General features: G+C 55.4%; 31 protein-coding genes, 1 tRNA gene and 1 riboswitch. Of the genes, 21 read left to right on the plus strand and 11 right to left on the minus strand.

The window, feature by feature from the left end:
• The first annotated feature begins 32 nt into the window (after positions 1–32).
• Positions 33–428, plus strand: coding sequence for a lysozyme inhibitor LprI family protein (locus DAI21_RS18770; RefSeq protein WP_107703900.1), 396 nt, complete (start codon positions 33–35; stop codon positions 426–428).
• On the opposite strand, the gene rutR is transcribed toward DAI21_RS18770, so the two are convergent.
• The gene (rutR, locus tag DAI21_RS18775; protein ID WP_107703901.1) at positions 425–1,063 is read right to left on the minus strand and encodes an HTH-type transcriptional regulator RutR; all 639 of its coding nucleotides are present in this window, start codon (positions 1,061–1,063) and stop codon (positions 425–427) included. The two genes, DAI21_RS18770 and rutR, sit on opposite strands and share 4 nt — an antisense overlap.
• 289 nt (positions 1,064–1,352) lie before the next feature.
• Between rutR and rutA the strand changes: the two genes are divergently transcribed.
• From rutA to rutG, 7 genes are read left to right on the plus strand one after another with little or no spacing between them, the layout of a single operon-like run.
• The gene (rutA, locus tag DAI21_RS18780; protein ID WP_102105570.1) at positions 1,353–2,444 is read left to right on the plus strand and encodes a pyrimidine utilization protein A; all 1,092 of its coding nucleotides are present in this window, start codon (positions 1,353–1,355) and stop codon (positions 2,442–2,444) included.
• Positions 2,444–3,136 carry a pyrimidine utilization protein B gene (gene rutB, locus DAI21_RS18785; RefSeq protein WP_107703902.1) on the plus strand — a complete coding sequence of 231 codons (693 nt, stop codon included), beginning with the start codon at positions 2,444–2,446 and terminating at the stop codon, positions 3,134–3,136. The genes rutA and rutB overlap by 1 nt, the downstream gene beginning before the upstream one ends.
• 11 nt (positions 3,137–3,147) lie before the next feature.
• A complete protein-coding gene (rutC, locus tag DAI21_RS18790; RefSeq protein ID WP_107703903.1) occupies positions 3,148–3,534 on the plus strand; it encodes a pyrimidine utilization protein C in 387 nt (128 codons plus the stop codon).
• A gap of 7 nt (positions 3,535–3,541) precedes the next feature.
• Positions 3,542–4,342, plus strand: coding sequence for a pyrimidine utilization protein D (gene rutD / locus DAI21_RS18795; protein WP_107703904.1), 801 nt, complete (start codon positions 3,542–3,544; stop codon positions 4,340–4,342).
• A 9-nt stretch (positions 4,343–4,351) separates the two neighbouring features.
• Positions 4,352–4,942: a malonic semialdehyde reductase gene (locus DAI21_RS18800; RefSeq protein ID WP_102105573.1), complete on the plus strand. Its 591-nt coding sequence runs from the start codon at positions 4,352–4,354 to the stop codon at positions 4,940–4,942.
• Positions 4,943–4,951: 9 nt separating this feature from the next.
• Entirely contained in the window at positions 4,952–5,446 is a 495-nt protein-coding gene (rutF, locus tag DAI21_RS18805) for an NADH-dependent FMN reductase RutF (RefSeq protein WP_107703905.1), read from the plus strand.
• A 21-nt stretch (positions 5,447–5,467) separates the two neighbouring features.
• Positions 5,468–6,796, plus strand: coding sequence for a pyrimidine utilization transport protein G (gene rutG, locus DAI21_RS18810; protein WP_107703906.1), 1,329 nt, complete (start codon positions 5,468–5,470; stop codon positions 6,794–6,796).
• A 93-nt stretch (positions 6,797–6,889) separates the two neighbouring features.
• Here rutG and DAI21_RS18815 read toward each other — a convergent pair whose 3' ends face one another.
• Positions 6,890–7,795 carry a DMT family transporter gene (locus tag DAI21_RS18815; protein WP_102105576.1) on the minus strand — a complete coding sequence of 302 codons (906 nt, stop codon included), beginning with the start codon at positions 7,793–7,795 and terminating at the stop codon, positions 6,890–6,892.
• A 138-nt stretch (positions 7,796–7,933) separates the two neighbouring features.
• On the minus strand, positions 7,934–8,110 hold the full coding sequence (locus tag DAI21_RS18820; protein WP_100780659.1) for a general stress protein: 177 nt from the start codon (positions 8,108–8,110) through the stop codon (positions 7,934–7,936).
• 391 nt (positions 8,111–8,501) lie between these two features.
• On the opposite strand from DAI21_RS18820, the gene wrbA reads away from it, so the two are divergent.
• Positions 8,502–9,098 carry an NAD(P)H:quinone oxidoreductase gene (wrbA, locus tag DAI21_RS18825; protein ID WP_100780660.1) on the plus strand — a complete coding sequence of 199 codons (597 nt, stop codon included), beginning with the start codon at positions 8,502–8,504 and terminating at the stop codon, positions 9,096–9,098.
• 19 nt (positions 9,099–9,117) lie between these two features.
• Positions 9,118–9,345: a YccJ family protein gene (locus tag DAI21_RS18830; RefSeq protein ID WP_100780661.1), complete on the plus strand. Its 228-nt coding sequence runs from the start codon at positions 9,118–9,120 to the stop codon at positions 9,343–9,345.
• Positions 9,346–9,377: 32 nt separating this feature from the next.
• Here the strand turns inward: DAI21_RS18830 and agp are convergent, their stop codons facing one another.
• Positions 9,378–10,619, minus strand: a complete 1,242-nt coding sequence (gene agp / locus DAI21_RS18835) for a bifunctional glucose-1-phosphatase/inositol phosphatase (RefSeq protein ID WP_107703907.1) — start codon at positions 10,617–10,619, stop codon at positions 9,378–9,380.
• A gap of 148 nt (positions 10,620–10,767) precedes the next feature.
• Between agp and DAI21_RS18840 the strand changes: the two genes are divergently transcribed.
• Entirely contained in the window at positions 10,768–11,208 is a 441-nt protein-coding gene (locus DAI21_RS18840; protein ID WP_102105578.1) for a helix-turn-helix domain-containing protein, read from the plus strand.
• Between the two features lie 158 nt (positions 11,209–11,366).
• Positions 11,367–12,161, plus strand: a complete 795-nt coding sequence (locus tag DAI21_RS18845) for an SDR family oxidoreductase (protein ID WP_107703908.1) — start codon at positions 11,367–11,369, stop codon at positions 12,159–12,161.
• Position 12,162: 1 nt separating this feature from the next.
• On the opposite strand, the gene DAI21_RS18850 is transcribed toward DAI21_RS18845, so the two are convergent.
• Positions 12,163–12,522, minus strand: a complete 360-nt coding sequence (locus DAI21_RS18850; RefSeq protein WP_100780665.1) for a helix-turn-helix domain-containing protein — start codon at positions 12,520–12,522, stop codon at positions 12,163–12,165.
• 100 nt (positions 12,523–12,622) lie between these two features.
• On the opposite strand from DAI21_RS18850, the gene DAI21_RS18855 reads away from it, so the two are divergent.
• Positions 12,623–13,372 (plus strand): SDR family oxidoreductase, encoded by a 750-nt coding sequence (locus DAI21_RS18855; RefSeq protein WP_107703909.1) that lies wholly within the window; start codon positions 12,623–12,625, stop codon positions 13,370–13,372.
• A gap of 146 nt (positions 13,373–13,518) precedes the next feature.
• Positions 13,519–15,036, plus strand: a complete 1,518-nt coding sequence (gene dgcJ, locus DAI21_RS18860) for a diguanylate cyclase DgcJ (RefSeq protein WP_234419502.1) — start codon at positions 13,519–13,521, stop codon at positions 15,034–15,036.
• Between the two features lie 41 nt (positions 15,037–15,077).
• On the opposite strand, the gene DAI21_RS18865 is transcribed toward dgcJ, so the two are convergent.
• A complete protein-coding gene (locus DAI21_RS18865; RefSeq protein WP_102105582.1) occupies positions 15,078–15,599 on the minus strand; it encodes a DedA family protein in 522 nt (173 codons plus the stop codon).
• A gap of 158 nt (positions 15,600–15,757) precedes the next feature.
• Positions 15,758–15,927: riboswitch (M-box (ykoK) riboswitch) on the plus strand.
• Positions 15,928–15,987: 60 nt separating this feature from the next.
• Here DAI21_RS18865 and DAI21_RS18870 point away from each other — a divergent pair.
• Entirely contained in the window at positions 15,988–16,989 is a 1,002-nt protein-coding gene (locus tag DAI21_RS18870; RefSeq protein ID WP_102105583.1) for a magnesium transporter, read from the plus strand.
• Positions 16,990–17,248: 259 nt separating this feature from the next.
• On the opposite strand, the gene DAI21_RS18875 is transcribed toward DAI21_RS18870, so the two are convergent.
• Both DAI21_RS18875 and DAI21_RS18880 read right to left on the minus strand, forming a co-directional pair.
• Positions 17,249–17,336: transfer RNA gene (locus tag DAI21_RS18875), tRNA-Ser, on the minus strand.
• Between the two features lie 145 nt (positions 17,337–17,481).
• Positions 17,482–19,110 (minus strand): ABC transporter substrate-binding protein, encoded by a 1,629-nt coding sequence (locus DAI21_RS18880; RefSeq protein ID WP_107703911.1) that lies wholly within the window; start codon positions 19,108–19,110, stop codon positions 17,482–17,484.
• A 266-nt stretch (positions 19,111–19,376) separates the two neighbouring features.
• Between DAI21_RS18880 and yccA the strand changes: the two genes are divergently transcribed.
• Both yccA and tusE read left to right on the plus strand, forming a co-directional pair.
• Positions 19,377–20,036: an FtsH protease modulator YccA gene (gene yccA / locus DAI21_RS18890; RefSeq protein WP_107703913.1), complete on the plus strand. Its 660-nt coding sequence runs from the start codon at positions 19,377–19,379 to the stop codon at positions 20,034–20,036.
• Between the two features lie 87 nt (positions 20,037–20,123).
• Positions 20,124–20,453 (plus strand): sulfurtransferase TusE, encoded by a 330-nt coding sequence (tusE, locus tag DAI21_RS18895; protein WP_100780673.1) that lies wholly within the window; start codon positions 20,124–20,126, stop codon positions 20,451–20,453.
• Here tusE and yccX read toward each other — a convergent pair.
• A complete protein-coding gene (gene yccX / locus DAI21_RS18900) occupies positions 20,450–20,731 on the minus strand; it encodes an acylphosphatase (protein ID WP_107703914.1) in 282 nt (93 codons plus the stop codon). The two genes, tusE and yccX, sit on opposite strands and share 4 nt — an antisense overlap.
• A 94-nt stretch (positions 20,732–20,825) precedes the next feature.
• Here yccX and rlmI point away from each other — a divergent pair, with 94 nt between their 5' ends.
• Positions 20,826–22,016, plus strand: a complete 1,191-nt coding sequence (gene rlmI, locus DAI21_RS18905; protein ID WP_107703915.1) for a 23S rRNA (cytosine(1962)-C(5))-methyltransferase RlmI — start codon at positions 20,826–20,828, stop codon at positions 22,014–22,016.
• Positions 22,017–22,076: 60 nt separating this feature from the next.
• Complete coding sequence (gene hspQ, locus DAI21_RS18910; protein ID WP_100780676.1) at positions 22,077–22,394, plus strand: heat shock protein HspQ; 318 nt, start codon at positions 22,077–22,079, stop codon at positions 22,392–22,394.
• Between the two features lie 35 nt (positions 22,395–22,429).
• Here hspQ and DAI21_RS18915 read toward each other — a convergent pair whose 3' ends face one another.
• Positions 22,430–22,843, minus strand: coding sequence for a CoA-binding protein (locus tag DAI21_RS18915; RefSeq protein WP_100780677.1), 414 nt, complete (start codon positions 22,841–22,843; stop codon positions 22,430–22,432).
• A gap of 173 nt (positions 22,844–23,016) precedes the next feature.
• Between DAI21_RS18915 and DAI21_RS18920 the strand changes: the two genes are divergently transcribed.
• Positions 23,017–23,679 (plus strand): DUF2057 family protein, encoded by a 663-nt coding sequence (locus DAI21_RS18920; RefSeq protein ID WP_100780678.1) that lies wholly within the window; start codon positions 23,017–23,019, stop codon positions 23,677–23,679.
• Positions 23,680–23,766: 87 nt separating this feature from the next.
• Positions 23,767–24,225, plus strand: a complete 459-nt coding sequence (mgsA, locus tag DAI21_RS18925; RefSeq protein ID WP_100780679.1) for a methylglyoxal synthase — start codon at positions 23,767–23,769, stop codon at positions 24,223–24,225.
• Between the two features lie 42 nt (positions 24,226–24,267).
• On the opposite strand, the gene helD is transcribed toward mgsA, so the two are convergent.
• Positions 24,268–26,322 carry a DNA helicase IV gene (helD, locus tag DAI21_RS18930; protein WP_107703916.1) on the minus strand — a complete coding sequence of 685 codons (2,055 nt, stop codon included), beginning with the start codon at positions 26,320–26,322 and terminating at the stop codon, positions 24,268–24,270.
• Positions 26,323–26,362: the final 40 nt, after the last annotated feature.

Genomic DNA, 26,362 nt, shown 5'->3' on the forward strand with positions numbered 1-26,362 from the left:
AGCGCGTCCGGCTTTTTTATACGGAGGGTAAAATGAAACGAGTATTGATTGCCGGCGCGGTATTGCTCTTCAGCGCTAACGCGCTGGCGGATGAGTGTGCCAGTGCGACCACCCAGACCGATCTGAATACCTGCACCGGCCAGCAATATCAGGCGGCAGATAAAAAACTGAATCAGACGTACCTGGCCGTGATGAAGCGTGCTGCCGTGCCCCAGCGTGATTTACTGAAAAAGGCCCAGCAGGCGTGGATTGGACTGCGTGATGCCGACTGCGCCTTTGCCGGTTCCGGCACCGAAGGCGGCAGCATCCAGCCGATGATCATTAATCAGTGCATGACGGAAAAAACCGTCGAGCGCGAGGCTTTTCTGGCCTCGCTGATGCAGTGCGAAGAAGGCGATTTAAGCTGCCCGCTGCCGCCAGGCAATTAACGCAGGCGGATCCCTTCAATAATCAGACGCTGCACGTTATCCACCGCACTCTGGAAAAACGCTTCATCCTGGAGCGTTTTTCCGGTCACGGCTTCAACCTGGCTGGCAAAGTCAGCGTAGTGTTGGGTCGAGGCCCAAATCATGAAAATCAGGTGCTGCGGATCGATTGGCGCCAGCTTTCCGCTCGCCACCCAGCCCGCAATGATGGCCGATTTGTCGTCGATCAGCTGCTTTAAATCCCCCGTCAGTTCCGTCTGCAACAGCGGCGCACCCTGCAGCATCTCCATGCAGAACAGCTTCGACGCCTGCGGATGGTCGCGGGAGACCTCCAGCTTGAGGCGAATGTACTCTTTGATCGCCACCAGCGGCGTCAGTTCTTCGCGAAACGCTTTCAGCGGCGCCAGCCAGATATCGAGAATTTGCTGCAGAACGGCGACATAGAGCGCTTCTTTCGACGGGTAGTAGTAGAGCAGATTGGTTTTCGACACGCCGGACAGCTCCGCCACCTGCTCCAGACGCGTGCCGTGAATGCCGAACCGGGAAAAGGTCTCCAGTGCGGCTTTCAGAATGGCCTGCTTCTTGGCGCTCACCGCCCGCGAACGTTTACCTGCTGTTTGCACTGCGCCTTGTGTCATGCCTGCTCTCCTTGTTGATGTGCGTTCAGCATAGCAAAACCCCTCGCTTCTCACGACATTCTGCACCTCAATCGCGCATAACTGCCTGATTTGTGTGCATCGCTTTTGACCAGTTAGTCCACTTTTACCGGCATCTTTTTAACAACTATCAGTTAACACACTAACAACAAAGCCATTTTCAAAACTGGCATTCCCTTTGCAAAACCACCATCACGAGGCTGAACAGGAAATGCAGGATGCAGCGCCACGTCTGACTTTCACCCCACACTGAGTTGAAGAGAGGTTCGTGATGAAAATTGGCGTATTCGTCCCTATCGGCAATAACGGCTGGCTAATCTCCTCCCACGCGCCGCAGTACATGCCGACCTTCGAGCTGAACAAAGCCATTGTGCAAAAGGCGGAGCATTACCATTTCGATTTTGCGCTCTCGATGATTAAGCTGCGCGGTTTCGGCGGTAAAACCGAATTCTGGGATCACAATCTGGAGTCCTTCACGCTGATGGCGGGCCTGGCGGCGGTAACGTCGCGCATTCAGATTTACGCGACGGCCGCCACCCTCACCCTGCCCCCGGCGATTGTGGCGCGAATGGCGTCGACCATTGACTCTATCTCCGGCGGTCGTTTCGGCGTGAATCTGGTGACCGGCTGGCAAAAACCGGAATACGAGCAGATGGGGTTGTGGCCGGGCGATGAGTATTTCTCGCGTCGCTATGACTATCTTACCGAGTACGTGCAGGTCCTGCGCGATCTGTGGGGCACCGGCAAGAGCGATTTCAAGGGCGATTACTTCACCATGAACGACTGCCGCGTCAGCCCGCAGCCCTCCACGCCGATGAAAGTGATCTGCGCCGGACAAAGCGACGCAGGCATGGCGTTCTCGGCGCAGCACGCAGATTTCAACTTCTGCTTCGGCAAAGGCGTCAACACCCCGGCCGCCTTCGCGCCGACTGCAGCGCGGATGAAAGAAGCGGCGGAAGTAACCGGGCGCGAGGTCGGTTCTTATGTGCTGTTTATGGTGATCGCCGACGAAACCGACGAGGCCGCGCGGGCGAAATGGGAGCACTACAAAGCCGGAGCCGATGAAGAAGCCCTGAGCTGGTTGACGGAACAGAGCCAGAAAGACACGCGTTCCGGATCGGACACCAACGTGCGCCAGATGGCAGACCCGACCTCTGCGGTTAACATCAACATGGGCACGCTGGTCGGCTCTTACGCCAATGTGGCGCGAATGCTTGATGAAGTTGCCAGCGTGCCCGGTGCCGAAGGCGTGTTGCTAACCTTTGACGATTTCCTTACTGGCGTGGAGACCTTTGGCGAGCGCATTCAGCCGCTAATGCAGTGCCGCGCACATATTCCCGCCGTCACCAGGGAGGTCGCGTAATGACGACGTTACAGGCACGCCCGGAAGCCATCACCTTTGCGCCTGAGCATAGCGCGCTGATCGTGGTGGATATGCAAAACGCCTACGCAAGCCAGGGCGGTTATCTGGATCTGGCCGGATTTGACGTCTCGGCCACCCGCCCGGTGATCGACAACATCAATACCGCCATTGCCGCCGCCCGCGCGGCGGGCATGTTGATTATCTGGTTTCAGAACGGCTGGGACGATCAGTACGTGGAAGCCGGTGGCCCCGGTTCGCCTAACTTCCACAAATCCAACGCGCTGAAAACCATGCGCAAGCAGCCGGAGCTACAGGGCAAACTGCTGGCAAAAGGTGGCTGGGATTACCAGCTGGTGGATGAACTGGTGCCGCAGCCCGGCGATATCGTGCTGCCCAAACCGCGTTACAGCGGCTTTTTCAACACCCCGCTCGACAGCCTGCTGCGCAGCCGTGGCATTCGCCACCTGGTCTTCACCGGGATCGCCACCAACGTCTGCGTGGAATCGACCCTGCGCGACGGCTTTTTCCTGGAGTATTTCGGCGTGGTGCTGGCAGACGCAACGCATCAGGCCGGGCCGGAGTTCGCGCAGCAGGCCGCCCTGTTCAATATCGAAACCTTTTTTGGCTGGGTCAGCACCGTCGCCGAGTTTTGCGATGCCGTCTCCCCGCCATCGTTAGCCCGTATCGCCTGAGGAGCCACACTATGCCGAAATCCGTGATCATTCCCGCAGGCACCAGCACGCCGATTGCGCCCTTTGTACCCGGCACGCTCGCCGACAGCGTGGTGTATGTCTCCGGCACGCTGCCGTTTGATAAGCACAACAACGTGGTTTATCCCGACGACCCAAAGGCGCAAACCCGTCACGTTCTCGAGACCATCAGGAGCGTTATCGAAACGGCGGGTGGAACGATGGAGGACGTGACCTTCAACAGCATTTTTATCACCGACTGGAAAAACTACGCCGCGATTAACGAAATCTACGCCGAGTTTTTCCCCGGCGACAAACCGGCACGGTTCTGCATCCAGTGCGGACTGGTAAAGCCCGAGGCGCTGGTCGAAATCGCCACCGTTGCGCATATCGGAAAATGAGGTTGCCATGAAAATATCCGTTTCACCGCCCCCGTACGCCGGTGCGCCGGTGGTGGTTCTCATTGCCGGGCTGGGTGGCGCGGGTGGCTACTGGCTGCCGCAGCTGGCGGTGCTGGAGCAAGAGTATCAGGTGGTGTGCTACGACCAGCGTGGGACCGGGAATAATCCCGAGGCGTTGCCCGAGGGCTACTCTCTCGCGCAGATGGCGCAGGAGCTGTATCTGGCGCTGGCAGAGGCAGGCATTCCGCGCTTTTGCGTGGTGGGACACGCGCTGGGGGCGCTGGTCGGCCTGCAGTTAGCACTCGATCACCCTGAGGCGCTCACCGCGCTGGTGTCCGTCAACGGCTGGCTAACGTTAAACGCCCATACCCGCCGCTGCTTTCAGATCCGCGAGCGTCTGCTGCATGCGGGCGGCGCGCAGGCCTGGGTGGAGGCACAGCCCCTGTTTCTCTACCCCGCAGACTGGATGGCGGCCCGTGGCCCGCGCATGGAGGCCGAAGAGGCGCTGGCGCTCGCCCACTTCCAGGGGAAAGCAAATCTGCTTCGTCGGCTTCAGGCCCTGAAACAGGCGGATTTTAGCCGGAATGCGGCGCGGATTCGTTGCCCGGTGCAGGTGATCTGCTCCGCAGACGATCTGCTGGTGCCCGCCGTCTGTTCGTCTGCGCTGCACGCCGCGCTGCCCCACAGTGAAAAAGTGGTGATGCGCCAGGGCGGACACGCCTGCAACGTCACCGATCCCGATACGTTTAATACGCTGCTGCTGAACGGGCTTGCCAGCCTGCTGCATACGCGTGAAAAAGTGCTATAAGGAGCCGCCATGAGCGAAGCCATAAACCCGAGCGCGCTGAAAACGCTCTTTACCGACGCCCGAACGCACAACGGCTGGCAGGATATTCCGGTCAGCGATGAGACGCTGCGTGAGATTTACGACCTGATGAAATGGGGACCGACCTCCGCCAACTGCTCCCCCGCGCGGATCGTGTTTGTTCGTACGCCCGAAGGCAAAGAAAAACTGGCGCCGGCCCTCTCCAGCGGCAACCTGGCAAAAACCCTTGCCGCCCCCGTCACGGCGATCGTGGCGTGGGACAGCGAATTTTATGAGCGCTTACCTGAACTGTTCCCCCACGGCGATGCCCGCAGCTGGTTTACCACCAGCCCGGAACTCGCCCAGGAGACGGCGTTTCGCAACAGCTCTCTGCAGGCGGCCTATCTGATTTTCGCCTGTCGCGCTCTGGGGCTGGATACCGGGCCGATGTCCGGCTTTGATCCGCAAAAAGTGGATGCAGCCTTTTTCACCGGCACCGGCCTGAAAAGCAATCTGCTGATCAATATCGGGTATGGCGATGCGAGCAAAGTCTATGCCCGACTGCCGCGTCTGACCTTTGAAGATGCCTGCGGGCTGGCGTAAGGAGCAAACATGAGCGTACCGGATCAACAAACCTTTCGCGACGCGATGGCCTGCGTCAGCGCGGCGGTGAATATCATCACCACCGATGGCCCTGCCGGAAAGGCGGGATTTACCGCCAGCGCCGTGTGCAGCGTGACCGACTCACCGCCCACGCTGCTGGTGTGCCTGAATCGCGGCGCGTCCGTCTGGCCGACGTTTAGCGAAAACCGCACCTTGTGCGTCAATACCCTCTGCGCCGGACAAGAGCCGCTGTCTAACCTGTTCGGCGGGAAAACGCCGATGGCGGAACGCTTCGCGGCGGCAAACTGGCAGACCGGTGAAACGGGCTGCCCACGGCTGGAGGAGGCTCTGGCGTCGTTTGACTGCCGCATCAGCCAGGTGGTCAGCGTTGGTACCCACGACATTCTGTTTTGCGACATTGTCTCCATTACCCGCCACCCCGCGCCGCAGGGACTGGTGTGGTTTGACCGCGGCTATCACGCACTCCTGCGACCCGCCTGTTAACCCTCCTTAAGGAGACAGCTCATGGCCTTGTTCAGTTTTCCCCACTGGCAGTTAACCTCGACCTCCACTGAACGCGGCGTGGTCGCGCCGGATGAGAGGCTTCCCGTCATACCCACCGTGGTGATGGGGGTTCAGCATGCGGTCGCCATGTTTGGCGCGACGGTGCTGATGCCCATTCTGATGGGGCTTGATCCGAATCTGTCGATCCTGATGTCGGGGATTGGCACGCTGCTGTTCTTTTTCATCACCGGCGGGCGCGTGCCGAGCTATCTTGGCTCAAGTGCCGCTTTTGTCGGTGTGGTGATCGCCGCCACGGGCTATAACGGCCAGGGCATCAACCCCAATCTTAGTATCGCCCTCGGCGGCATTATCGCCTGCGGGTTTATCTACACCCTGATTGGGCTGGTGGTGATGAAGGTCGGCACCCGCTGGATCGAACGCCTGATGCCGCCGGTCGTGACCGGGGCGGTGGTGATGGCGATTGGCCTGAATCTCGCGCCTATCGCGGTGAAAAGCGTCTCCGGCTCGTCTTTTGATAGCTGGATGGCGGCGGTGACGGTGCTGTGCATTGGTCTGGTCGCGGTATTTACCCGAGGAATGATTCAGCGGCTGTTGATCCTGGTGGGGCTAATTGCGGCCTGCCTGGTGTATGCCCTGATGACCAGCGTGCTGGGGCTGGGTAAACCGGTCGATTTTACGCTGGTGCAAAACGCCGCCTGGTTTGGTCTGCCGCACCTCACCTCCCCCACCTTTAGCGGACAGGCGATGATGCTTATCGCGCCGGTCGCGGTGATTCTGGTGGCGGAAAACTTAGGCCATCTCAAAGCGGTCGCTGGAATGACCGGGCGTCCCATGGACCCGTACATGGGGCGCGCCTTCGTGGGTGACGGGCTGGCCACGATGCTCTCTGGCGCCGTGGGCGGCAGCGGCGTGACGACATACGCGGAGAATATCGGCGTGATGGCGGTGACCAAGGTTTACTCCACGCTGGTGTTTGTCGCCGCGGCGGTGATTGCCCTGCTGCTGGGCTTTTCTCCGAAATTCGGGGCGTTGATCCACACCATTCCGGCGCCGGTGATTGGCGGAGCATCGATTGTGGTGTTTGGTCTGATTGCCGTGGCAGGCGCCCGCATCTGGGTGCAGAACCGCGTGGATCTCAACCAGAACGGCAACCTGATTATGGTCTCCGTAACGCTGGTGCTTGGCGCAGGGGATTTCGCGCTGACGCTCGGCGGCTTTACTCTGGGCGGGATTGGGACGGCGACGTTTGGCGCAATTTTACTGAATGCGCTGTTGAGTCGGCGCACGGCTGAGGTTACTCAGGCTGAAGTGGTGCGTCAGGATTCCTGACAGAAGGTTTGTGCCGGGTAATGGCGCGTCGCCTTACCCGGCACAGGATAGCGCTGGCAGAGTGAATGGCCGCGCTTCAGGTGCAATACCGCGTTATTCGAGGGTCAGATCGGCCGCTTCACGACGTCTCTTTTTTAGCTTTAACTCACTGACCAGCACACCCAGCACGATAAACGCCGCACCTAACAGCGCCAGCAGCGGCAAGCGTTCGCCCGCCAGACGGCCAAAAATACCGGCCCAGACCGGTTCACCGGTGTAGATGACGGTTGCGCGCGTGGGCGAAACGCTGCGCTGCGCCCAGTTCATTGTCACCTGAATAATGGCGCTGAAAATCCCCAGACCGAGCGCCACAACCACCAGCCCGGTGGACATCGGCGGCACCGATTCGCCCGCAGGTACCATCGCGATAAAGGCCACTATTGAGGCCGTCGCCAGCTGCACGACGGTCACGCGTTTAACGTCGACCTTTCCAGCCCAGGCGCTGATCAGAATAATTTCCGCCGCGATCGCCACCGCGCCAATCAGCGTAATAATTTCACCCGGCCCCATCGCCAGCAGGTTGTCACCCGGCCCTGCAAGCAGGATCAGGCCAATAAACGCCAGCACAATACCCACGCAGGACATCAGCCCCGGCATTCTGCCCAGACACAGCCACTGCAGCAGCGGCACCAGCGGAACATACATCGCGGTAATAAACGCCGATTTGCTGCTGGGGATCGTCTGTAAACCCCAGGTTTGCAGGCTGTAGCCCATCGCGATAGCAACGCCAATCGCCACACCAGCCTGTAACTCTTTCAGGGTCAGTCCGCGCAGGGTTTTCAGTGAAATCAGCGCCACCGCAATCGCCGCCGTGGCAAAACGTAGCCCGACGAAGAAAAAGGGATCGCTAAGCGTCACCGCGTATTGCACCGCGAGGAACGTACCGCCCCAGAACATGGTGATCAGAATCAGGATCGCTTCCTGGGGTTTGATGGAAAAGGCGTAACGAGAGGAGGACATGAGCTACCTGCAACAAGAGTCAATCCGCTAGTGTGCGATGGCTTTGGTTACAGTTCAATGTCATGAAACGAAAAAACCGCCGGGAAACCCGGCGGCAGGGGGATATTTCAGGTTGGGTGACACTGAAATGGGGAGACGCTAACTCTTATTACTGCTCCCATGACTGTTTTTGCCCCCTTTTTTGCCAGCTTCAGATGCACGCTGCGGGTCATTCTTGAAGTTGCCCCCGCTCTGCTGGCCACCTTTACGACCTGCTTCTGATGCTCTGTCACGGTCTTCAGCGAAATTACCTGACCCACCACGATGGTTTGCCATCTCGAACCTCCAGAATATGAAACATTAGACATCATACTGCATTCAGTAAAAGAGGATTCTTTCACCTGACGACACAAGGTCAGTACCTTTGTCTGCGTCGCGTGAAACTAAGCTTAGTGGAATGAGCCGATCCAGCCAGTAAACGGTAATATTCTGCAACATGAAATCAGCCATTCGTGTGAGATCGCGAAAGCGAGACCAATAAGCTCCTCTTATCATTCAGGAAACGCGATTTCTTAAAAATGTTTCATTTTGCTACAAGGAATCGTCTTAGATATCTTGTTATAAATCAAAGAAATGGCTTTCAGGTTTGCAGTCTGGCCGTGGCGTCTTATCTTTAAAAGAACGCAGCGATTCGCTGCCAGAAACCACAATCGAGGAGTGATGCAAGATGGCAAAAGTTCTGGTGCTCTATTATTCCATGTATGGACACATTGAAACCATGGCTCATGCGGTGGCGGAAGGCGCAAGTAAAGTGGATGGTGTTGAGGTCGTGGTGAAACGCGTACCGGAAACCATGAACGCCGAGGCGTTTCTAAAAGCGGGCGGTAAAACACAGAATGCGCCGCAGGCAACCCCGCAAGAGCTGGCCGACTATGACGCCATCATCTTTGGTACCCCAACGCGCTTTGGCAACATGTCCGGGCAGATGCGTACCTTCCTGGATCAGACCGGCGGGCTGTGGGCGTCAGGCGCACTGTACGGCAAACTGGCCAGCGTCTTTAGCTCAACCGGGACCGGCGGCGGCCAGGAGCAGACGATCACCTCCACCTGGACTACCCTTGCCCATCACGGGATGGTGATTGTGCCGATTGGCTACGGTGCGCAAGAATTGTTTGATGTTTCACAGGTGCGCGGCGGGACACCGTACGGGGCGACCACCATTGCTGGCGGCGACGGTTCGCGTCAGCCAAGCCAGGAAGAGCTGGCCATCGCCCGTTATCAGGGTGAGCACGTCGCGGGCCTCGCGAAAAAACTGAACGGTTAACCTCAACAGGAGGACAAGCATGCCAACTCAACAATCCAAAGCTCATCACGTCGGTGAGTGGGCAAGTTTACGCAATACCTCTCCAGAAATTGCCGAGGCGATCTTTGAAGTCGCGGAATATGACGAGAAGCTGGCGGAGAAAATCTGGGAGGACGGGAGCGATGAAGTGCTGGTCCGTGCCTTCGACAAAACAGACAAAGACTCGCTCTTCTGGGGCGAGCAAACCATCGAACGTAAAAACGTCTGACCGTTGCCCCCGCCGAAGCGGGGGGTTTTTACTTATTTCGCCGCGTCGTTCATCAGCGTATTAAATTTATCAATCGGGCAGAAACCGTTGGTATCCACCGGACAGTCTTTCAGTTCGAGCGTCACACGCTGCGCCGGAGATTTCAGCGACAGCACATCGGCGTTTCGCAACTGCTCTGAGCTTTGATAAACATACTCAATTTTCATCAGGTCACGATTCGCACTCTTATCATGCCAGCGCTGGAAGACAATCTTCCCGCCAATCGGCGTGCGTTCGTGCTGGTCATGCAGCTGATAAGGTTTGAAATCCAGCGCCGTCAGCAGCGATGCGATGTTGGAGTCATGCCCCACCAGCACGGTGATTTTCGGTGCTTTCGCCTGATCGGTGACCAGTGCCTTATCGATATATTTCACCAGCGGTTTGGCGACGTTTCGCGCCACTTCCGTGGAGGTGAAAAGAGAATCCTGATAGCCATTTTTCAGCTGTGACAGGACACGCCACTGCTGGTCCGTCTTGATTTCGCCCCACGCCACCTGATCCAGCGGGAAACCTTCGTAATACTGCAGCGTAAAGGCATCCACCAGCGAGTTGCCCACTTTAAGTGGACCAGAGACGCTCGGCTCTTTTTCATAATCGGCGGTGAAGGTGTCTTTAGCCTCGGTCAGAGAGCACTCTTTTTTCTCTTTGCAGGACGGGGAATCGGTGTATTTGGTGATCTGCTCCAGCAGCTTGTAGCTCTCATCCAGCTTCATGCCCTGACGCTCGGTCTCCATCGCTTTGACCGCTTTTTCGCGGAACTCCGGCGAATTATCGGTGATCACCGGGTTAAAGGTCGGGTCCATGGTGCCCATTTTTTCCTGATGATGCACCGGCACATCACAGCCCGGGAAAGCCCCGGTGATAAAGAACTGCGCGGTCGCGACGGTACGTTGCAGACTGTTGGCATAAGTATAGACCGCGTCAGCCGGTGGGCATTCGCCAGTGGTCACCATCCCCTGCTCCGCCAGCCATTCACGCATGTAATGGCCCATATAGACTTCGAGCACGCCGCCTTTGGTGGTGAGCTGCCCGCCCGGCACCTCCCATTCCGGCCATTTGCCCGGCGTGGACTGCTCCAGCACGCTGCCGTTATTCGCCAGCGGCGCGCGCAGGTTGTGGCGGCTCATGATTAAAACCTGCTGCAACTGATAGCCTTCCGGGGCCGGTTGCGCCTGAACGCCAGAGGTCATTGTTACGGTGCCAGCCACTGCAATAGCGAGTAGTGTTTTTCTCATCCCTTGTTCCTCACGTATTATTATCGTCGATGTGATTGTGACAGATTGATGACATATTTCCGGGAACCATTTCTCAAACTGATAGTTATCTCTTTTTACGCGGGCGAAAAAAGGTTTTATAATAAAACTATCAACCTCAGGAGTGACTGTGAAACGAACCCGTCTTGAAGAGAGTACCTGCCCCGTCGCCCGTTCGCTCGATATTATCGGCGACTGGTGGTCGCTGCTGATTGTGCGTGACGCCCTGCGCGGGCTGAAGCGCTTTGGGGAGTTCCAGAAAAGCCTCGGCATCGCCAAAAATATGCTTGCCACGCGCCTCAAGCTGCTGGTGGAAGAAGAGATTCTGGTATTGCAGCCCGCCTCCGACGGCAGCGCCTGGCAGGAGTATGTCCTGACCGATAAAGGCCGTGCCCTGCAGACGGTGCTGGTGGCGTTGTCCCAGTGGGGCAATGAATTTCTGTTCGCGGAAAACGAGCTGGGAAGCGTGCTGGTGGATGCCGAACACCGTCAGCCGCTGCGTAAGCTGGCGCTTATCGCGCACGATGGCCGCGAACTGACGCCGGACGAAGTGGTTCCAAAGCTCCCTTAGCCCTTATTTTCAATACATTAGCGGTACCTTCGTCCTCCTTCTGACCGCAGAATAAAAATAATCCCCGCAAATTGGTTGCATTATAAAACCAAATATCTCACAGTTGATTCAGTTTCATGTTGAAACCATTAACCCACTCCGCTTTGAGGTAACACGCAATGACAACTCAACACTCGACCGCGTTGATCACAGGGGCATCATCCGGAATTGGCGCGGTGTACGCCGATCGTTTCGCTGCGCGGGGCATCAACCTGGTGCTGGTCGCCCGCCGGGAAGATCGTCTGAACGCGCTGGCATCGCAACTGCGTGAACGCTATGGCGTTAACGTCGAGATTCTGGTTGCTGACCTGACGCAAGAGACGGGGATCCGCGCCGTCGAGGAAGTGCTGCACAGTAATACCGCCATCGACACGCTGGTCAATAATGCAGGCACGGCGCAAATGGCACCGTTCCTCGCCAGTGATGCCGCTTCGCATCAGGCCATCAATACTCTCAACACGACTGCGCTGATGCGTTTGACGCTCGCGGTTCTTCCACGTCTGGCGGAAAACCGTCGCGGTACGCTGATCAATATCGCCTCGGTGCTGTCAATTCACGCCCGTGCGGGCAGCGCGCTCTACAGCGCCACCAAAGCGTGGGTGCTCAACTTTACGCGCGGTTTGCAGGAAGAGTTTGCCGACAGCGGCGTGCGGATTCAGGCCGTGTTACCTGCCGCCACCGCGACTGAAATCTGGGAAATTTCGGGTGTCTCGATGAACGATCTGCCGGAAGGATCGGTGATGACCACCGACAATATGGTCGATGCGGCGCTGGCCGGGCTGGATCAGGGTGAACTGATTACTATCCCGCCAATGCACGATGTGCAGCTGTGGGAGGACTATGAAGAGGCGCGTCTGGCCCTGTTCAACAGCGCGCGCACCGGCGTCCCGGCCCCGCGTTATATTAGTCGTTAAACTAGCGCTCCAGCTGGTCGCCGTACTCCCGCATCCAGGCGGCCAGCGGAGAGAGCGCGCTTTGCAACGTCAACCCTAACGCCGTGATCTGATACTCCACTCGCGGCGGGATTTCCGGATAAATGGTGCGCGACACCAGCCCACGCTGTTCAAATAATCGCAGCTGTTTGGTCAGCTCTTTTTGAGTGATGGGCGCGGCGGCGCGCAGCAAATCGCCAAAACGCACCGGGCTGTTCAGCACTATCAAACGATAGAGAATAGGGATCGCCCATTTGCCCGAAATCAAATTCACAAACTGCGTCATCGGACAGGATTCCGTCGCAGAATTTTTTTCGCAGGTTAGTTCGCCTGTTTGCGCCATAGCACACCCTTCGCCTCATTAGTATCCAAATGGTACCTGGTTTCTTTTGGATACTAACGTTTCTATAGTGCTTTCTCCAGTGACATTTCAGGAGATAACCATGGGTCGTTTAGCAGGTAAATATACGCTTATTACAGGGGGTACCAGCGGCATCGGTCTGGCGACAGCGCAGGCGTTCATCGCCGAAGGAGCACACGTCGCGGTGACCGGACGTAACCCGGACACTCTGGCCGAGGCCCAGCGCGTGCTGGGGGACAACGCCTGGGTGATCGCTACCGACGCCGGGAATATCGCGGGGCAGAAAAAGCTGGCAGATACCCTCGCCGCACGCTGGCCGCGACTGGATGCGGTGTTTATCAACGCCGGTGATGTGACGCACGGGCTGCTGGAAGAGTGGCGCGAAGAGGCGTGGGATCGGTTGATGGGCATTAACCTCAAAGGCCCGTTCTTTCTGGTGCAGGCCCTGCTGCCGCTGTTGAATAACCCCTCTTCGGTGATCCTGTGCGGCTCGGTGAGCGCGCGGATTGGCTTACCCACCAGCAGCGTGTACGCAGCCAGTAAAGCAGGTCTGCTGTCGCTGGCGCGGACGCTTTCAGCGGAACTTCTGCCACGTGGCATTCGCGTGAATGGCTTAAGCCCAGGTCCGGTAGAAACCCCGGCGCTGAACAAACTGGGGCTGAGCGCAGAGGCACAGAAAGCGCTGCAGGGGGATATCGCAAGCCTGGTCCCACTTGGGCGAATGGGTACACCAGAGGAACTGGCGAAAGCGGCGCTCTATCTCGCGTCCGATGAGTCCAGCTATACCGTGGGGATCGACCTGCTGGTGGATGGCGGAACCGGGAGTCTGTAATTTCACAGGCGCGATATAGCGGAATTCGTGCCGGTATATCGCGCCTGGTTTAATAAGCATCCAAATATAACTTCACTGAATAATAGTCTGTTTCAATGTTATACTTACGAAAAGTCTTAGGTGGTATTGCAAAGGAATTAACCTTCTTGTCACAACGTAAATATATCACTGCAACGATAATTATCATTGCCTGCACAACGTCAATATTCGCAACGTTAATTTCACATGAAGTAAAGAATCTTCATGGTTATATGGGTTACATTGCCGAGAACGGGAAATCGGCCCTTTTCCATGAAGAATTTATTAATGAGGATATCGCCTATCGTTTATCTCGCGCGTTTTCTAAACAAGCGGCCTCAGGCGTGAATACTAAAGAAAAAGCCAAATCGCTGTGCAAGAATGTTGAAACTGTTGGCGAGATCAAAGGCTTTAATCTGGTGGCGAGAACGACCATTCTTCTGGAGGGGACCCTTCAGACGCGAAATACCGCCTGCGAAGCCTGGGGGCAGGATGTACCCGCCCTGCCCGTCATTAATATGACGGCGACAGTTGCCTCGTCAAAATACACTTTTTCCAACTATACGGGCTACGCATTTAATAGTACCCGATATTATATTGACCTCGTAAACAACTATATTTACATCAACCATCTGGTGAACACGTTTGATTACACCTTTGGTAACTGGCTGGTGGCCGACGGGGACAGAATCAATCTCGCAAACAACCCGAACACCATTACGATAGATGATAACGCGCTGGAAGATCTGATCCAGGGCGAAAATATTGTGACTCACATTTATAAAGATGCCTATACCAGGCGAAATATTATTAGCATGATCAAACCGGTATTTTTTGATGGAAAAATAAAAGGTTTGCTGATCACCGACATTAATATTCACGATCTGGCCACATCATTTATTACCCCTGACCGCCCAATATTGTGGAAATTCCTCTCCCTGTATGTCACGGATAATACCACCGGGGGGAATATCATTTTCCATAAGCCGATTCTTAGGTCGCTAGATCTGATTAATTATAAAGATAAAATGACGCAGTACTATACCCTGCACGTTAAGCTCGATGCGATTTACGTGGTGATTTTGACTTTTTGGCTGGTACTGCTTTATGTCCTGGCTACCGTGATGCTGCTGCGCTATGCCCGCAAACAGTTTATCCGTCAGAAATTACTCTCACGCGACAATATTACCGATGTGTTAACCGGGCTGTATAACCGCAAAGTGATCACGCCAGAACTCAACCAAAAAATTCAGTTACTGGTGGAGAGAAATATTCCGGTCACGGTGATTGCTATCGATAGCGATGGACTCAAAAGAATCAATGACACCTTAGGCCATCATATGGGTGATAAGGCGATTCAGTCCCTGGGGCTGGCGCTGGCTCAGTCGATTCGCAAAAGCGATTACGGAATCCGGCTCGGCGGCGATGAGTTTTGTTTAATTCTGATCGACAATAATATTGACCGCTCCCGGGATATGATTGAACGCATACAAGGTTATTTGCAGACCATTGATACGGAAAAAATGGTGGCGTTCTCCTGGGGGAGTTACCAGATGCGCGAGGGTGATACTCTGGAGGAGGCAATGCTGAAGGCGGACGCGCTGCTATATCAGCATAAACGGGCAAAATACGCAGATCGCCAGTAAACGGATGATGTGGCTGGAATACGTGTGATTCGCGTGGACGGCTAAAGCCCTCCGGGAGAAAACCCGGCGCTGATGCCGATCACCGCGCCGACATACAGCGCCGCCCAGACGGCGGCAGAGATCAGGCTCACCGCGTAAACCTTCCCGACATTCACTCTGAGCATCCCCGCCGCCAGCGGTACGATGTAGCGCAGCACCGCCAGAAAACGGGCGGTGAATAACACTGCCACGCTGTTTTTCTCTAACTGATGCTGGATGCGTAAAAAGCGATCGGCATGTTTTGCACTCAGGCGCATCATCATCCGCGTATTGCCCATGAGCTGCCCCAGATGGTAATTCAACACTGAGCCGCACGTCGCACCCGTCACCACGGCAAGCCAGGCCAGCACGGGCGAAAGCGTTGTCTGACTGACGGTAATCCCACCAAGCAACATCAGCGACGCGGGCGGAAGAATGGAGGAGACAAACACCGTTGATTTGCAGAACGCCATTACCGCCAGCAAGGCGAACAGCTGCGCCGGATAGTGTGCAAAATGATTAAGCAAATTATTGAGCCATTCCATCGCAGCGCCTCTTTAGAAAGGGGAATCTGCTATTTAAAGTGAAATGAATTAAATAAAACCTCAACGCGGATTAAATATATTTAACTTAAACCGTTCGTCAACATTATTGATATTTTAAAGCAGCATTTAAAAACTGGCGTATTATCCCTACCGCTTTACTACGATCTCGTTATGGCGAGGCTCCTGTACAAATACACGTTATCGCTCTGGTGGTTTCGAGAGAAACTACACAGGGTAAAACAGGCACTGTCGAATCAAGGCTTTGTCAGTATAACTTCCCTTCGGGGATACGGTGTACAGTGCTGAACCCAGGACGTGGGGATCTCCTCTTCGACATGCCCTGTCTTGCTCGCCCCTGAGAGATAATTATATTCAAAGGGAATTCACTATGTCTTACACCATCCATAATTCACTTCCGGCATTTAACGACAGCGCCATCGCGCAATATATGAATACCGATTTTATTGTCCTCGACGCGTCATTATGTGTCGCGCTGGCGCGTGAACATTTCTTCGCACAATTAAAAGATGACGATATTCCAACGCATATTTTTATTGAAAATAATGGCCGATTGGCCGGAATGATTTCGGTCAGAACGTTATTACAGGAAGCCAATACCGTTCAGGCCGTTAGCGCGCTGATGGTTTCTCAGTTTTTGCAGGTTAAACCCGACGATGAGCGTGCAGAAGTGGCCGCCCTGCTGAGCCATGCCGGTGTTGACGTGGTACCGGTGGTCACCCACGGGAAACTGGTGGGTTGTCTCACCGAACGTGAAATTGCGCATTTGCTGGAAGATGACGTGACGGAAGATGCGCAGCGCCAGGGGGCAACGCTGCCGCTGGAGCGGCCTTACCTCGAAACCAGCGCCGTGCAGCTTTGGAAAAAACGTGCCGTATGGCTGCTGCTGCTGTTCGTCGCAGAGGCCTACACCAGCACCGTGCTTCAGCATTTTGAAGATGCTCTCGAATCCGCGATCGCCCTGGCGTTCTTTATTCCGTTGCTCATTGGCACCGGCGGCAACAGCGGCACGCAGATTACCTCCACGCTGGTCCGTGCGATGGCGCTGGGTGAAGTTGGGCTGAAAGACCTGGGACGCGTGCTGCGTAAAGAGATGACCACCTCGGTGATGATTGCCGTTACGCTCGGTCTGGCAGGCTGTGTGCGCGCCTGGATGATGGGCATTGGAATGGACATTACGCTTATCGTGAGCTTAACGCTGGTGTGCATCACCCTCTGGAGCGCCATTGTCTCGTCAGTGATCCCGATGGTGCTAAAACGCTGCGGCATCGACCCTGCCGTGGTATCCGCGCCGTTTATCGCCACCTTTATCGACGGAACAGGCCTGATTATCTATTTCAAAATCGCGCAGTACACGCTGGGTCTGGAGTGACAGGCGCCTAGTCTAAACAAAAGCCTCGTGAGAGCCGGGAATGCGCCCCCGGCTCTCGCAACATCCTTCGACGTGCAGTGATCAACATTCCCATCATTCAACCACATCGGTAACGTCCCGCCCTTCATCGGGCTAAAACTCTCCTTTACGTGAGTTGCTGGCAACGTCTGAACAGGCTATAGACTGAGCCAAAGAAGATTCTGATGAAAAGAGAGCAAAAAAAAAGGGGTTACCTTTCGGTAACCCCTTTTTTCGTATTTGGCGGAAGCGTAGAGATTCGAACTCTAGAACCCTTTCGGGTCGCCGGTTTTCAAGACCGGTGCCTTCAACCGCTCGGCCACGCTTCCGGTATGGGGCGCACTATAAACACCTCCGTACTTCGTGTAAAGCATCAATGTGTTCGTTTGCTTCAAAAATAGCCAAAACGGTGTTAATTGGTTGAAATAACAACGCATTGACTATTTTGTCAGCACAAAATAGCCCATTTACGGCTTAATGCTTTTTGATGTACATGTCCTTCGTGAAGTAATAACCCAGTTTATCCGGCGTAAATCCACCCACCCATGGCTTAATTAAATGCGTACGGACGTAGTGATACACCGGAATAGCGGGCACATCCTGGCCCAACAGGTCTTCCGCCTGCTGGTAGAACTTGCCGCGCTCCTCGGTGGTTTTCGCTTTCGCCGCATCCACCAGTGCTTTGTCATAGGCCGGGTTGCTGTACTGGCTGGTATTTTCGCTGTCGCCGGTGCGGAAATTGTTCAGGAAGGTTGCGGCGTCATCGTAGTCGGCAATCCAGGCGTAGCGCACGGCATCAAAATTGTGCGTGTGCATGGTGTCCAGCATGGTTTTCCACTCCTGGTTTTGCAGCTTCGCTTCCACGCCAAGATTTTTCTTCCACATGGAACTGGCGGCGATGGCGATACGCTGATGGGATTCCGACGTGTTATAGAGCAAATTGAAACTGAGCGGATGGCTGTCGTTGAATCCCGCTTCGCTGAGCAGTTTTTTCGCTTCTGCGATGCGTTTGTCGATTGGCCAGCTCGCGTACTCCGGCGCCTTAAGTTTCACGCCGCCGATGTCCGGCTGACTGATCACCCACGCCGGGCGCTGTCCCTGCCCTAATACTTTCTCGGCAATGATGTCTTTATCCAGGGCCATGTTTAACGCTTTACGTACGCGCACGTCGTTGAACGGTGGGCGAGTGGTGTTGAATTCGTAGTAATAGGTGGCAAGCTGCGGGGAGACATCCAGCTCTGCGCCCAGCGTTTTCTTCAACTGGGCAAACTGGTTGATGGGCACCGTATAGACGATATCAATCTCACCCGCTTTGTAGCGGTTCACGTCCGAGGCTTCAGAGGTGATCGGCAGATACGTCACTTTATTGATCACCGTGTGGGCGTTATCCCAGTAGCGCGGGTTACGCTCAGCAACGATACGTTCGTTGACCACCCACTGTGAGAGTTTGTACGCGCCGCTGCTGACAAAGTGCTCGGGTTTGGTCCACTTGTCGCCGAAGCGGCTTATCAGCACTTTATCGACCGGCACTAGCGACGGGTGCGCCAGCATGGCGAGGAACGCCGCATTCGGCTGTGTCAGCGTCACTTCGAGGGTGGTGTCGTTAATTGCCTTCACGCCCAGCGTGTCTGGCTTTTGCTTGCCCTGCGCGATATCGGTCGCATTCACAATATGCATGTTGCCAGGGTAGCTGGCGTAGGGTGACGCGGTGTTAGGATCAACCAGACGCTGCCAGCTCCAGACAATATCCTGAGCGGTAATAGCAGAGCCGTCACTCCAGGTTATGCCAGGACGCAAGTGGAAGGTCCAGACGGTGTTGTCTTTATTCTCCCATTTCTCTGCCAGGCGCGGCTGAATTTCCCCCGCCGGTGAGACACTCACCAGCCCTTCGAACAAATCACTGATAATATTGAATTCGACATCGCTTTCGACTTTGTGGGGATCGAGCGATGCCGGCTCACTGCCGTTATTCCTGACCAGTTCCTGTTTCTCTGCCAGCTGCGTTCCTGCTGGTACACTGGCCGCCCAGGCCGTTGTGCTGGCGCACAAGATCCCTGCCGTCAGTAAAGAGAGTGTAAAGTGAGTGCGTGATGCTGATTTCATTGTTTCGCCTTATTGTGGGTTTTTGACGATGCGTATTCACTCTTAGCGCTCAAAGATAAATAAGGCAATATTTTTCAGTAACCTATAAGATGTTGATCTGATTAAATTCGTCAAACCGATATTCATTCTGTTGAAATGGATTTCTTTGAAACAAAGCACCAGCACAGGCCTTAAGGTGCTGAGTAAAGATGGGTAAAACCACTTTGTAACTGGCAAGACCTTTCTTATTCTTGCCGTTAATTACATCTGTCATAAGAGAGTGACTCATGGATCGTATTATTAGTTCTTCACGCGACCGCACATCGCTACTCAGCACCCACAAAGTGCTGCGCAATACCTATTTCATGCTCAGCCTGACCCTGGCGTTTTCCGCCATGACCGCAACGGCCAGTACCGTGCTGATGCTGCCGTCTCCGGGCCTGATTCTGACGCTGGTGGGCATGTATGGTCTGATGTTCCTGACCTACAAAACCGCTGACAAACCGATTGGTATTCTGTCTGCGTTCGCTTTCACCGGCTTCCTGGGTTATATCCTGGGGCCAATCCTCAACGCCTATCTGTCTGCGGGCATGGGTGATGTGATTGGCATGGCGCTGGGTGGTACGGCACTGGTGTTCTTCTGCTGCTCCGCTTACGTCCTGACGACCCGTAAAGACATGTCTTTCCTCGGCGGAATGCTGATGGCGGGTATCGTGATTGTACTGGTCGGCATGGTGGCAAACATCTTCCTGCAGCTGCCTGCCCTGCACCTGGCGATTAGCGCGGTGTTCATCCTGATCTCCTCCGGGGCGATCCTGTATGAAACCAGCAACATCATTCATGGCGGCGAAACGAACTACATTCGCGCTACCGTGAGCCTGTATGTGTCGCTGTACAACATTTTCGTCAGCCTGTTGAGCATCCTGGGCTTCGCCAGCCGCGATTAACAGACAGTACGTCGAATCAAGCCCCGCTTATGCGGGGCTTTGTTTTTTGGTACACTGCGCGGGTTTTCGATTGACGTGTGAATGACTATGTTGAGCTTTGAAGGTAAAGAGATAGAAACCGATAACGACGGCTATCTGAAAGAGAGCAGTCAGTGGAGCGAAGGCCTTGCCGAGGTGATTGCCGAGAAAGAGGCTATTACCCTGACGCCGGAGCACTGGGAAGTGGTGCGCTTTGTGCGCGACTTCTATCTGGAATTCAACACCTCTCCCGCCATCCGTATGCTGGTGAAGGCGATGGCTAACAAGTTTGGCGAAGAGAAAGGCAATAGCCGCTATCTGTATCGCCTGTTCCCGAAAGGGCCAGCGAAACAGGCGACCAAAATCGCCGGTTTGCCCAAGCCCGTGAAGTGTATTTAATAGCGAATACCGAAATCCACATAGTCGCGGCCGGGTTGATGCGGTTCGGTTAATACCCTTTCAACCCGTGCACTGCGTGGCCCGCCCGCTTTCAGCCAGGCGACCAGTTTTTCGACTTGCTCAGCGTCGCCACAGGCCACCACCTCCACGCTGCCGTCATCCATATTGCGCGCATAGCCCGTCAGCCCAAGCTGTAACGCTTCGCGCTGCGTACTGTAGCGAAACCCGACGCCCTGAACGGTGCCGTGAACCCAGGCGATTGTGCAGACTTTTGACATCATCGTTCCCCTTAATCCTGTCTGGCGCGTTGCATTTCCCCACTGAACTCGGGAAAATGGCCGCCAATTCATTGAATCAACAGAATAGCAAATTATGAGTGTACGTTTAGTGTTAGCCAAAGGGCGCGAGAAATCATTATTGCGCCGTCATCCCTGGGTGTTTTCTGGTGCCGTTGCCCGCATGGAAGGGAAAGCCAGCCTCGGTGAAACCATCGATATTGTTGACCATCAGGGGAAATGGTTAGCGCGCGGCGCATACTCGCCTGCCTCACAGATCCGTGCGCGCGTCTGGAGCTTTGATAAAGACGAAACCATCGATATCGCCTTCTTCACCCGCCGTTTACAGCAGGCGCAGGAGTGGCGTGACTGGCTGGCGAAACGTGACGGGCTGGACAGCTATCGACTGATTGCCGGCGAGTCCGACGGTCTGCCGGGCGTGACCATCGACCGCTTCGGCAACTTCCTGGTGCTTCAGCTCCTGAGCGCAGGCGCAGAGTATCAGCGCGCCGCGTTAATCAGTGCCCTGCAGGGCCTTTACCCTGACTGCGCTATTTACGATCGCAGCGATGTTGCGGTGCGTAAAAAAGAGGGAATGGAGCTGACGCAAGGTCCGGTCACCGGTGCACTGCCGCCTGCCCTGCTGCCCATTGAAGAGCATGGTATGAAGCTGTACGTCGACATCCAGGGTGGCCATAAAACCGGCTATTACCTCGATCAGCGCGACAGCCGCCTGGCGACGCGCCAGTACGTTGCGAATAAACGCGTGCTGAACTGCTTCTCCTACACCGGCGGATTTGCCGTTTCGGCACTGATGGGCGGGTGCAGCCAGGTGGTCAGCGTCGACACCTCGCAGGAAGCGCTGGACGTGGCGAAACAGAACGTTGAGCTGAACAAGCTGGATCTGAGCAAAGCCGAATTTGTCCGCGATGACGTGTTCAAGCTGCTGCGCAAATACCGCGATCAGGGGGAGAAATTCGATGTCATCGTGATGGACCCGCCGAAGTTCGTGGAAAACAAAAGCCAGCTGATGGGCGCCTGCCGTGGCTATAAAGACATCAACATGCTTGCCATTCAGTTGCTCAATCCAGGCGGCATTTTGCTGACCTTCTCCTGCTCAGGCCTGATGACCACCGATTTATTTCAGAAACTGATCGCAGATGCCGCTGTAGATGCGGGCCGTGATGTACAATTTATAGAGCAGTTCCGTCAGGCGGCCGATCATCCGGTGATCGCTACCTACCCGGAAGGGCTGTATCTCAAAGGGTTTGCCTGTCGCGTCATGTAGCTTGAAAAGTGGAATGTTGCCCATACATCTGATGTAAGTAACATTTCCCGGGAGGTGACTATGATTGCCAGCAAATACGGTATCGGCCAGCAGGTGCGCCACTCCCTGTTAGGGTATCTGGGTGTGGTGGTGGATATTGACCCGGAATACTCCCTTGATGAACCGTCAGCGGATGAGCTGGCGGTAAACGCCGAGCTTCGCGCCGCGCCCTGGTACCATGTGGTTATGGAAGACGACGATGGCCAGCCGGTTCACACTTATCTCGCCGAAGCGCAGTTAAGCAGTGAGCTGCAAAAGGAACATCCGGAGCAGCCTTCAATGGATGAACTGGCCCAGACCATCCGCAAACAGCTCCAGGCCCCGCGCCTGCGGAACTAATCTGAAAAAAGCCCGAATCGCTCGGGCTTTTTTTATTACTTCGCCAGACCCAGACGCGGAATATCAATCGCCGGGCAGCGATCCATCACCACGTTTAATCCCGCATCGCGCGCCAGCACGGCCGCCTGTTCGTTAATTACGCCCAGCTGCATCCATAGGGTTTTCGCGCCAATGGCAATCGCCTCTTGCGCCACACCCCAGGCCGCCTCGGAGTTACGGAACACATCCACCATGTCCACCTTTTCAGGCACATCCGCAAGGGTGGCGTACCCCTGCTGCCCCAGCAGAGTTTTACCCGCGACTTTTGGTGAAACAGGGATGACGTGATAGCCCTGGTCGAGAAGATATTTCATCACCCGATAGCTCGGGCGATCGGGTTTATCACTGGCGCCCACCAGCGCAATGGTATGGGTCGAGGTCAGAATGCCGACAATATCGTTCTCTTTCATAATGTTTCTCCTGGCTTTTTTTTAAGTGTACGTCAAAGCACATCAGGCAACCATTCATCCCATACATCTGTATGAGGGCAAAACCCGGGAATATGTCTATATGTTAGTAAACGTGTTTATCGAAAAATTTAGATACATTATTACTACGAAAGACTTTTCGACAGGAGCATCCTATGAAGACCGGCATTGCCTCTGCTGTGATTGCATTATTGATGCCGGTCTGCGTATATGCCACGACGCTGCGATTATCTACCGACATCGATCTGCTGGTGCTGGACGGTAAAAAAGTGTCCAGCTCGCTCCTGCGCGGTGCCGACAGTATTGAGCTGGATAACGGGCCGCACCAGATCGTCTTTCGCGTCGAAAAAAACATTCGCCTCTCCAACCATGAACAACGTCTCTATATCTCCCCGCCGCTGGTGGTGAGCTTCAACACGCAGAAGATCAGTCAGGTTAATTTTAATCTACCGCGGCTGGAAACGGAAAAAGAGTCCGACGCCTTTGAGGCCGCACCGAAACTGGAATTGCTCGATGGCGATGCGATGCCCATTCCGGTGAAACTGGATATTCTGGCCCTCACTAAAACGCCGAAGGGGCTGGATTACGAAGCGGATACGGAGCGCTATAACAAAGCGGGAAAAACGGCGTCGTTGCCGAAATTTGCAACCATGATGGCGGATGACAGCACGCTGCTGTCCGGTGTTTCGGAGCTGGACGTGATTCCGCCGCAGTCGCAGACGCTTACCGAGCAGCGCCTCAAATTCTGGTTCCAGCAGGCCGATCCCGACACCCGCACGCGATTTTTACAGTGGGCAAAGCAACAACCTTCGTCTTAAGCCGCATTTTTTTGCCCTTTCTCTTGCAGCCTCAGGCGGTTCCCGTCATCGTGTAGCCAGTTAACCTGAACCTGACGGAAAGAGATTATGGAACTGACGACACGTACCCTGCCAGAGCGCAAACACATTGCTCTGGTCGCGCACGATCACTGCAAAAAAATGCTGCTGAACTGGGTTCAGCGCCACCAGGCCCTGCTTGAAAAGCACACCCTTTCGGCAACGGGCACCACCGGCAATCTGATCCAACGTGAAACCGGCTTGAACGTGAACGCCATGCTGAGCGGCCCGATGGGCGGCGACCAGCAGGTAGGCGCGCAGATTTCGGAAGGAAAAATTGATGTGCTGATTTTCTTCTGGGACCCGCTGAACGCGGTGCCGCACGATCCGGATGTGAAGGCCTTGCTGCGTCTGGCAACCGTCTGGAATATCCCGGTCGCCACTAACCTCTCTACTGCGGACTTTATTATTGAGTCACCGCAGTTCAACGCGCCGATTGAGATCCTGATTCCGGATTATCCGCGCTATCTGGCTGAGCGCTTGAAGTAAGTGTTTGCCGGGCGGCGGCTCCGCCTGTCCCGGCTTTTATCCTTAAGGCTTCTTCGCCACCGGCACATCGATACTCTTCAGAATCTCCACGAAGCGTGAGGGTTCGTCTTTGTTAAACAACAGCCAGACGCGATGCCGTGCGCGCGTGATGGCCACATACAGAAGACGTCGCTCTTCTGCATCCGGGAAATCCTCTACCACAGGCAGCAGCGCCTGCTCCATCACCGATTCCCGAGCCGGTGCCGGGAAGCCGTCACTCCCCTCCTGTAGCCCAAGGACAATCACGTAATCCGCCTGTTGCCCCTTGCTGGCATGGATGGTCATGAAATCGAGCGTGAGCTTAGGCCAGCGCGTGGCGGCTTTCTCGAGGATCGCCGGTTTCAGATGGTGATAACGCGCCAGCACCAAAATCCGCTCCTCGGCTTTGACATACCCACTCATCTTATCCAGCAAGGGTTCCAGCTGATCCTGCGGCAACAGCGTCACCGCTTTTTTATCCCCGGCGGAGAGACTGTTCAGGGGTTTCACCAGCTGATGGGGGTTCTGCTGAATAAAGCGGTTGGCGATTTCGCCGATGCGCGAGTTAAAACGGTACGTGGTGTCGAGATCGCTGCGGTCACCCTCGCCAAAATAGTGGTGGAACGCCGTGGTCAGCGACAGCTGTGCACCGCTAAAGCGGTAAATTGCCTGCCAGTCATCGCCCACCGCGAAGAGTGAGGTGTGTTTATTTTGCGCGCGCAGCGCCGCCAGCAGCGCCGCACGCTGCGGAGAGATATCCTGAAACTCGTCCACCAGAATATGCTTCCACGGACTCACGAAACGCCCTTTTTCGAGGATGATAATCGCCTGATGAATCAGACCCGAGAAATCCACAGCATTCTCTTCTTTCAGCGCTGATTTCCAGGCTTTGAGAAGCGGAGCCAGCAGTTTGACGCGTTTGGAAAACAGCGCCCGCACCTCTTCTGGCGCATTCTCAATCATCTCCGCTTGCGAGCCACCGTGCATGCGCATCAGGCTTACCCAGCGATCGAGGCGTGAACCGAGGCGGCGCGCCAGTTTCTCATCCTGCCAGAAACTGCCTTCCGGCACAGTCCAGTTCAACTCTTCTTCCAGCCACTGCCGCCACCCTTTTGCCTGCGCCTTTTTCTCACTGCATTGCTGCTGCCAGGTGGTGACAAACAGCGACAGCCTGGCCTGGGTATCGTTTTCCAGCTGACTGATAACCGGCACTTTTTTGCTGCCCTGCTGGATAATATACAGCGCCAGCGCATGGAAGGTTCGCGCGCTGATATCACGCGTGTGCAAACGTTCCTGAATGCGTTCGTCCATCTCCTGCGCCGCCTTGCGGCCAAAGGCCAGGAGTAAAATCTGATCCGCCGTTGCTTCACCCCGTGCGAGCAACCATCCGGCTCGCGCCACCAGCACAGAGGTCTTACCGCTGCCCGCGCCCGCAAGTACCAGCAGCGAGTGTTCTCCGTTCACCACCGCACGCGCCTGAGCCGGATTTAGCGGCGACGATTCGATATTTTTGAAAAACTCAGCGTGCTGGGTCAGCATCTCATCCGTCCAGGCCTGGTTGTGCGCCAGTCGGCTTCGGTCGATATCCGTCAGCCATGCTTTACATTTGCGCCACGGTTCACGGCAATTTTCAAACTCATCAAGACGAGAAACAGGCAGTGGCAGCGCGGTCAGCGCCTGCTGAATGCGCTGCTGCATCCCCGCCGTCTGGGCGCGGGTCAGCCATTTTTTTTGCTCCTGACTCTGCGCGATATCCGCCAAAACCTGCTGCAATACTTGCTCGGCCACCTGGCTCATCTCTGCGCTCCACTGCTGCCAGAGGGTATTCAGATGATGATGAAAGCGCTGAGTTTCAGCCCATTCCGTACCGTGCAGACGCACGACTTTATCGGCAGGCAGGACGAACTCCAGCTCGCCCCACACCAGGCCGCGCTTGCAGTGAATGGCCAGCAACTGATTGAATGGAATAAGATATTCGTGGCGTTCGCCGGAAACTTTCACCCCGGCGTTGAGAAGGACAACCTTGTCGTACGGATGTTGCGCCAGGCGCTTGCCTAATGATGTTGCTTTTAGTTCCATGTCCAGCCTGATCCACGAAGTGATAGTTTGCTCATTAGTT

The sequence above is a fragment of the Lelliottia sp. WB101 genome (assembly GCF_003051885.1).
GTDB lineage: Bacteria > Pseudomonadota > Gammaproteobacteria > Enterobacterales > Enterobacteriaceae > Enterobacter > Enterobacter nimipressuralis.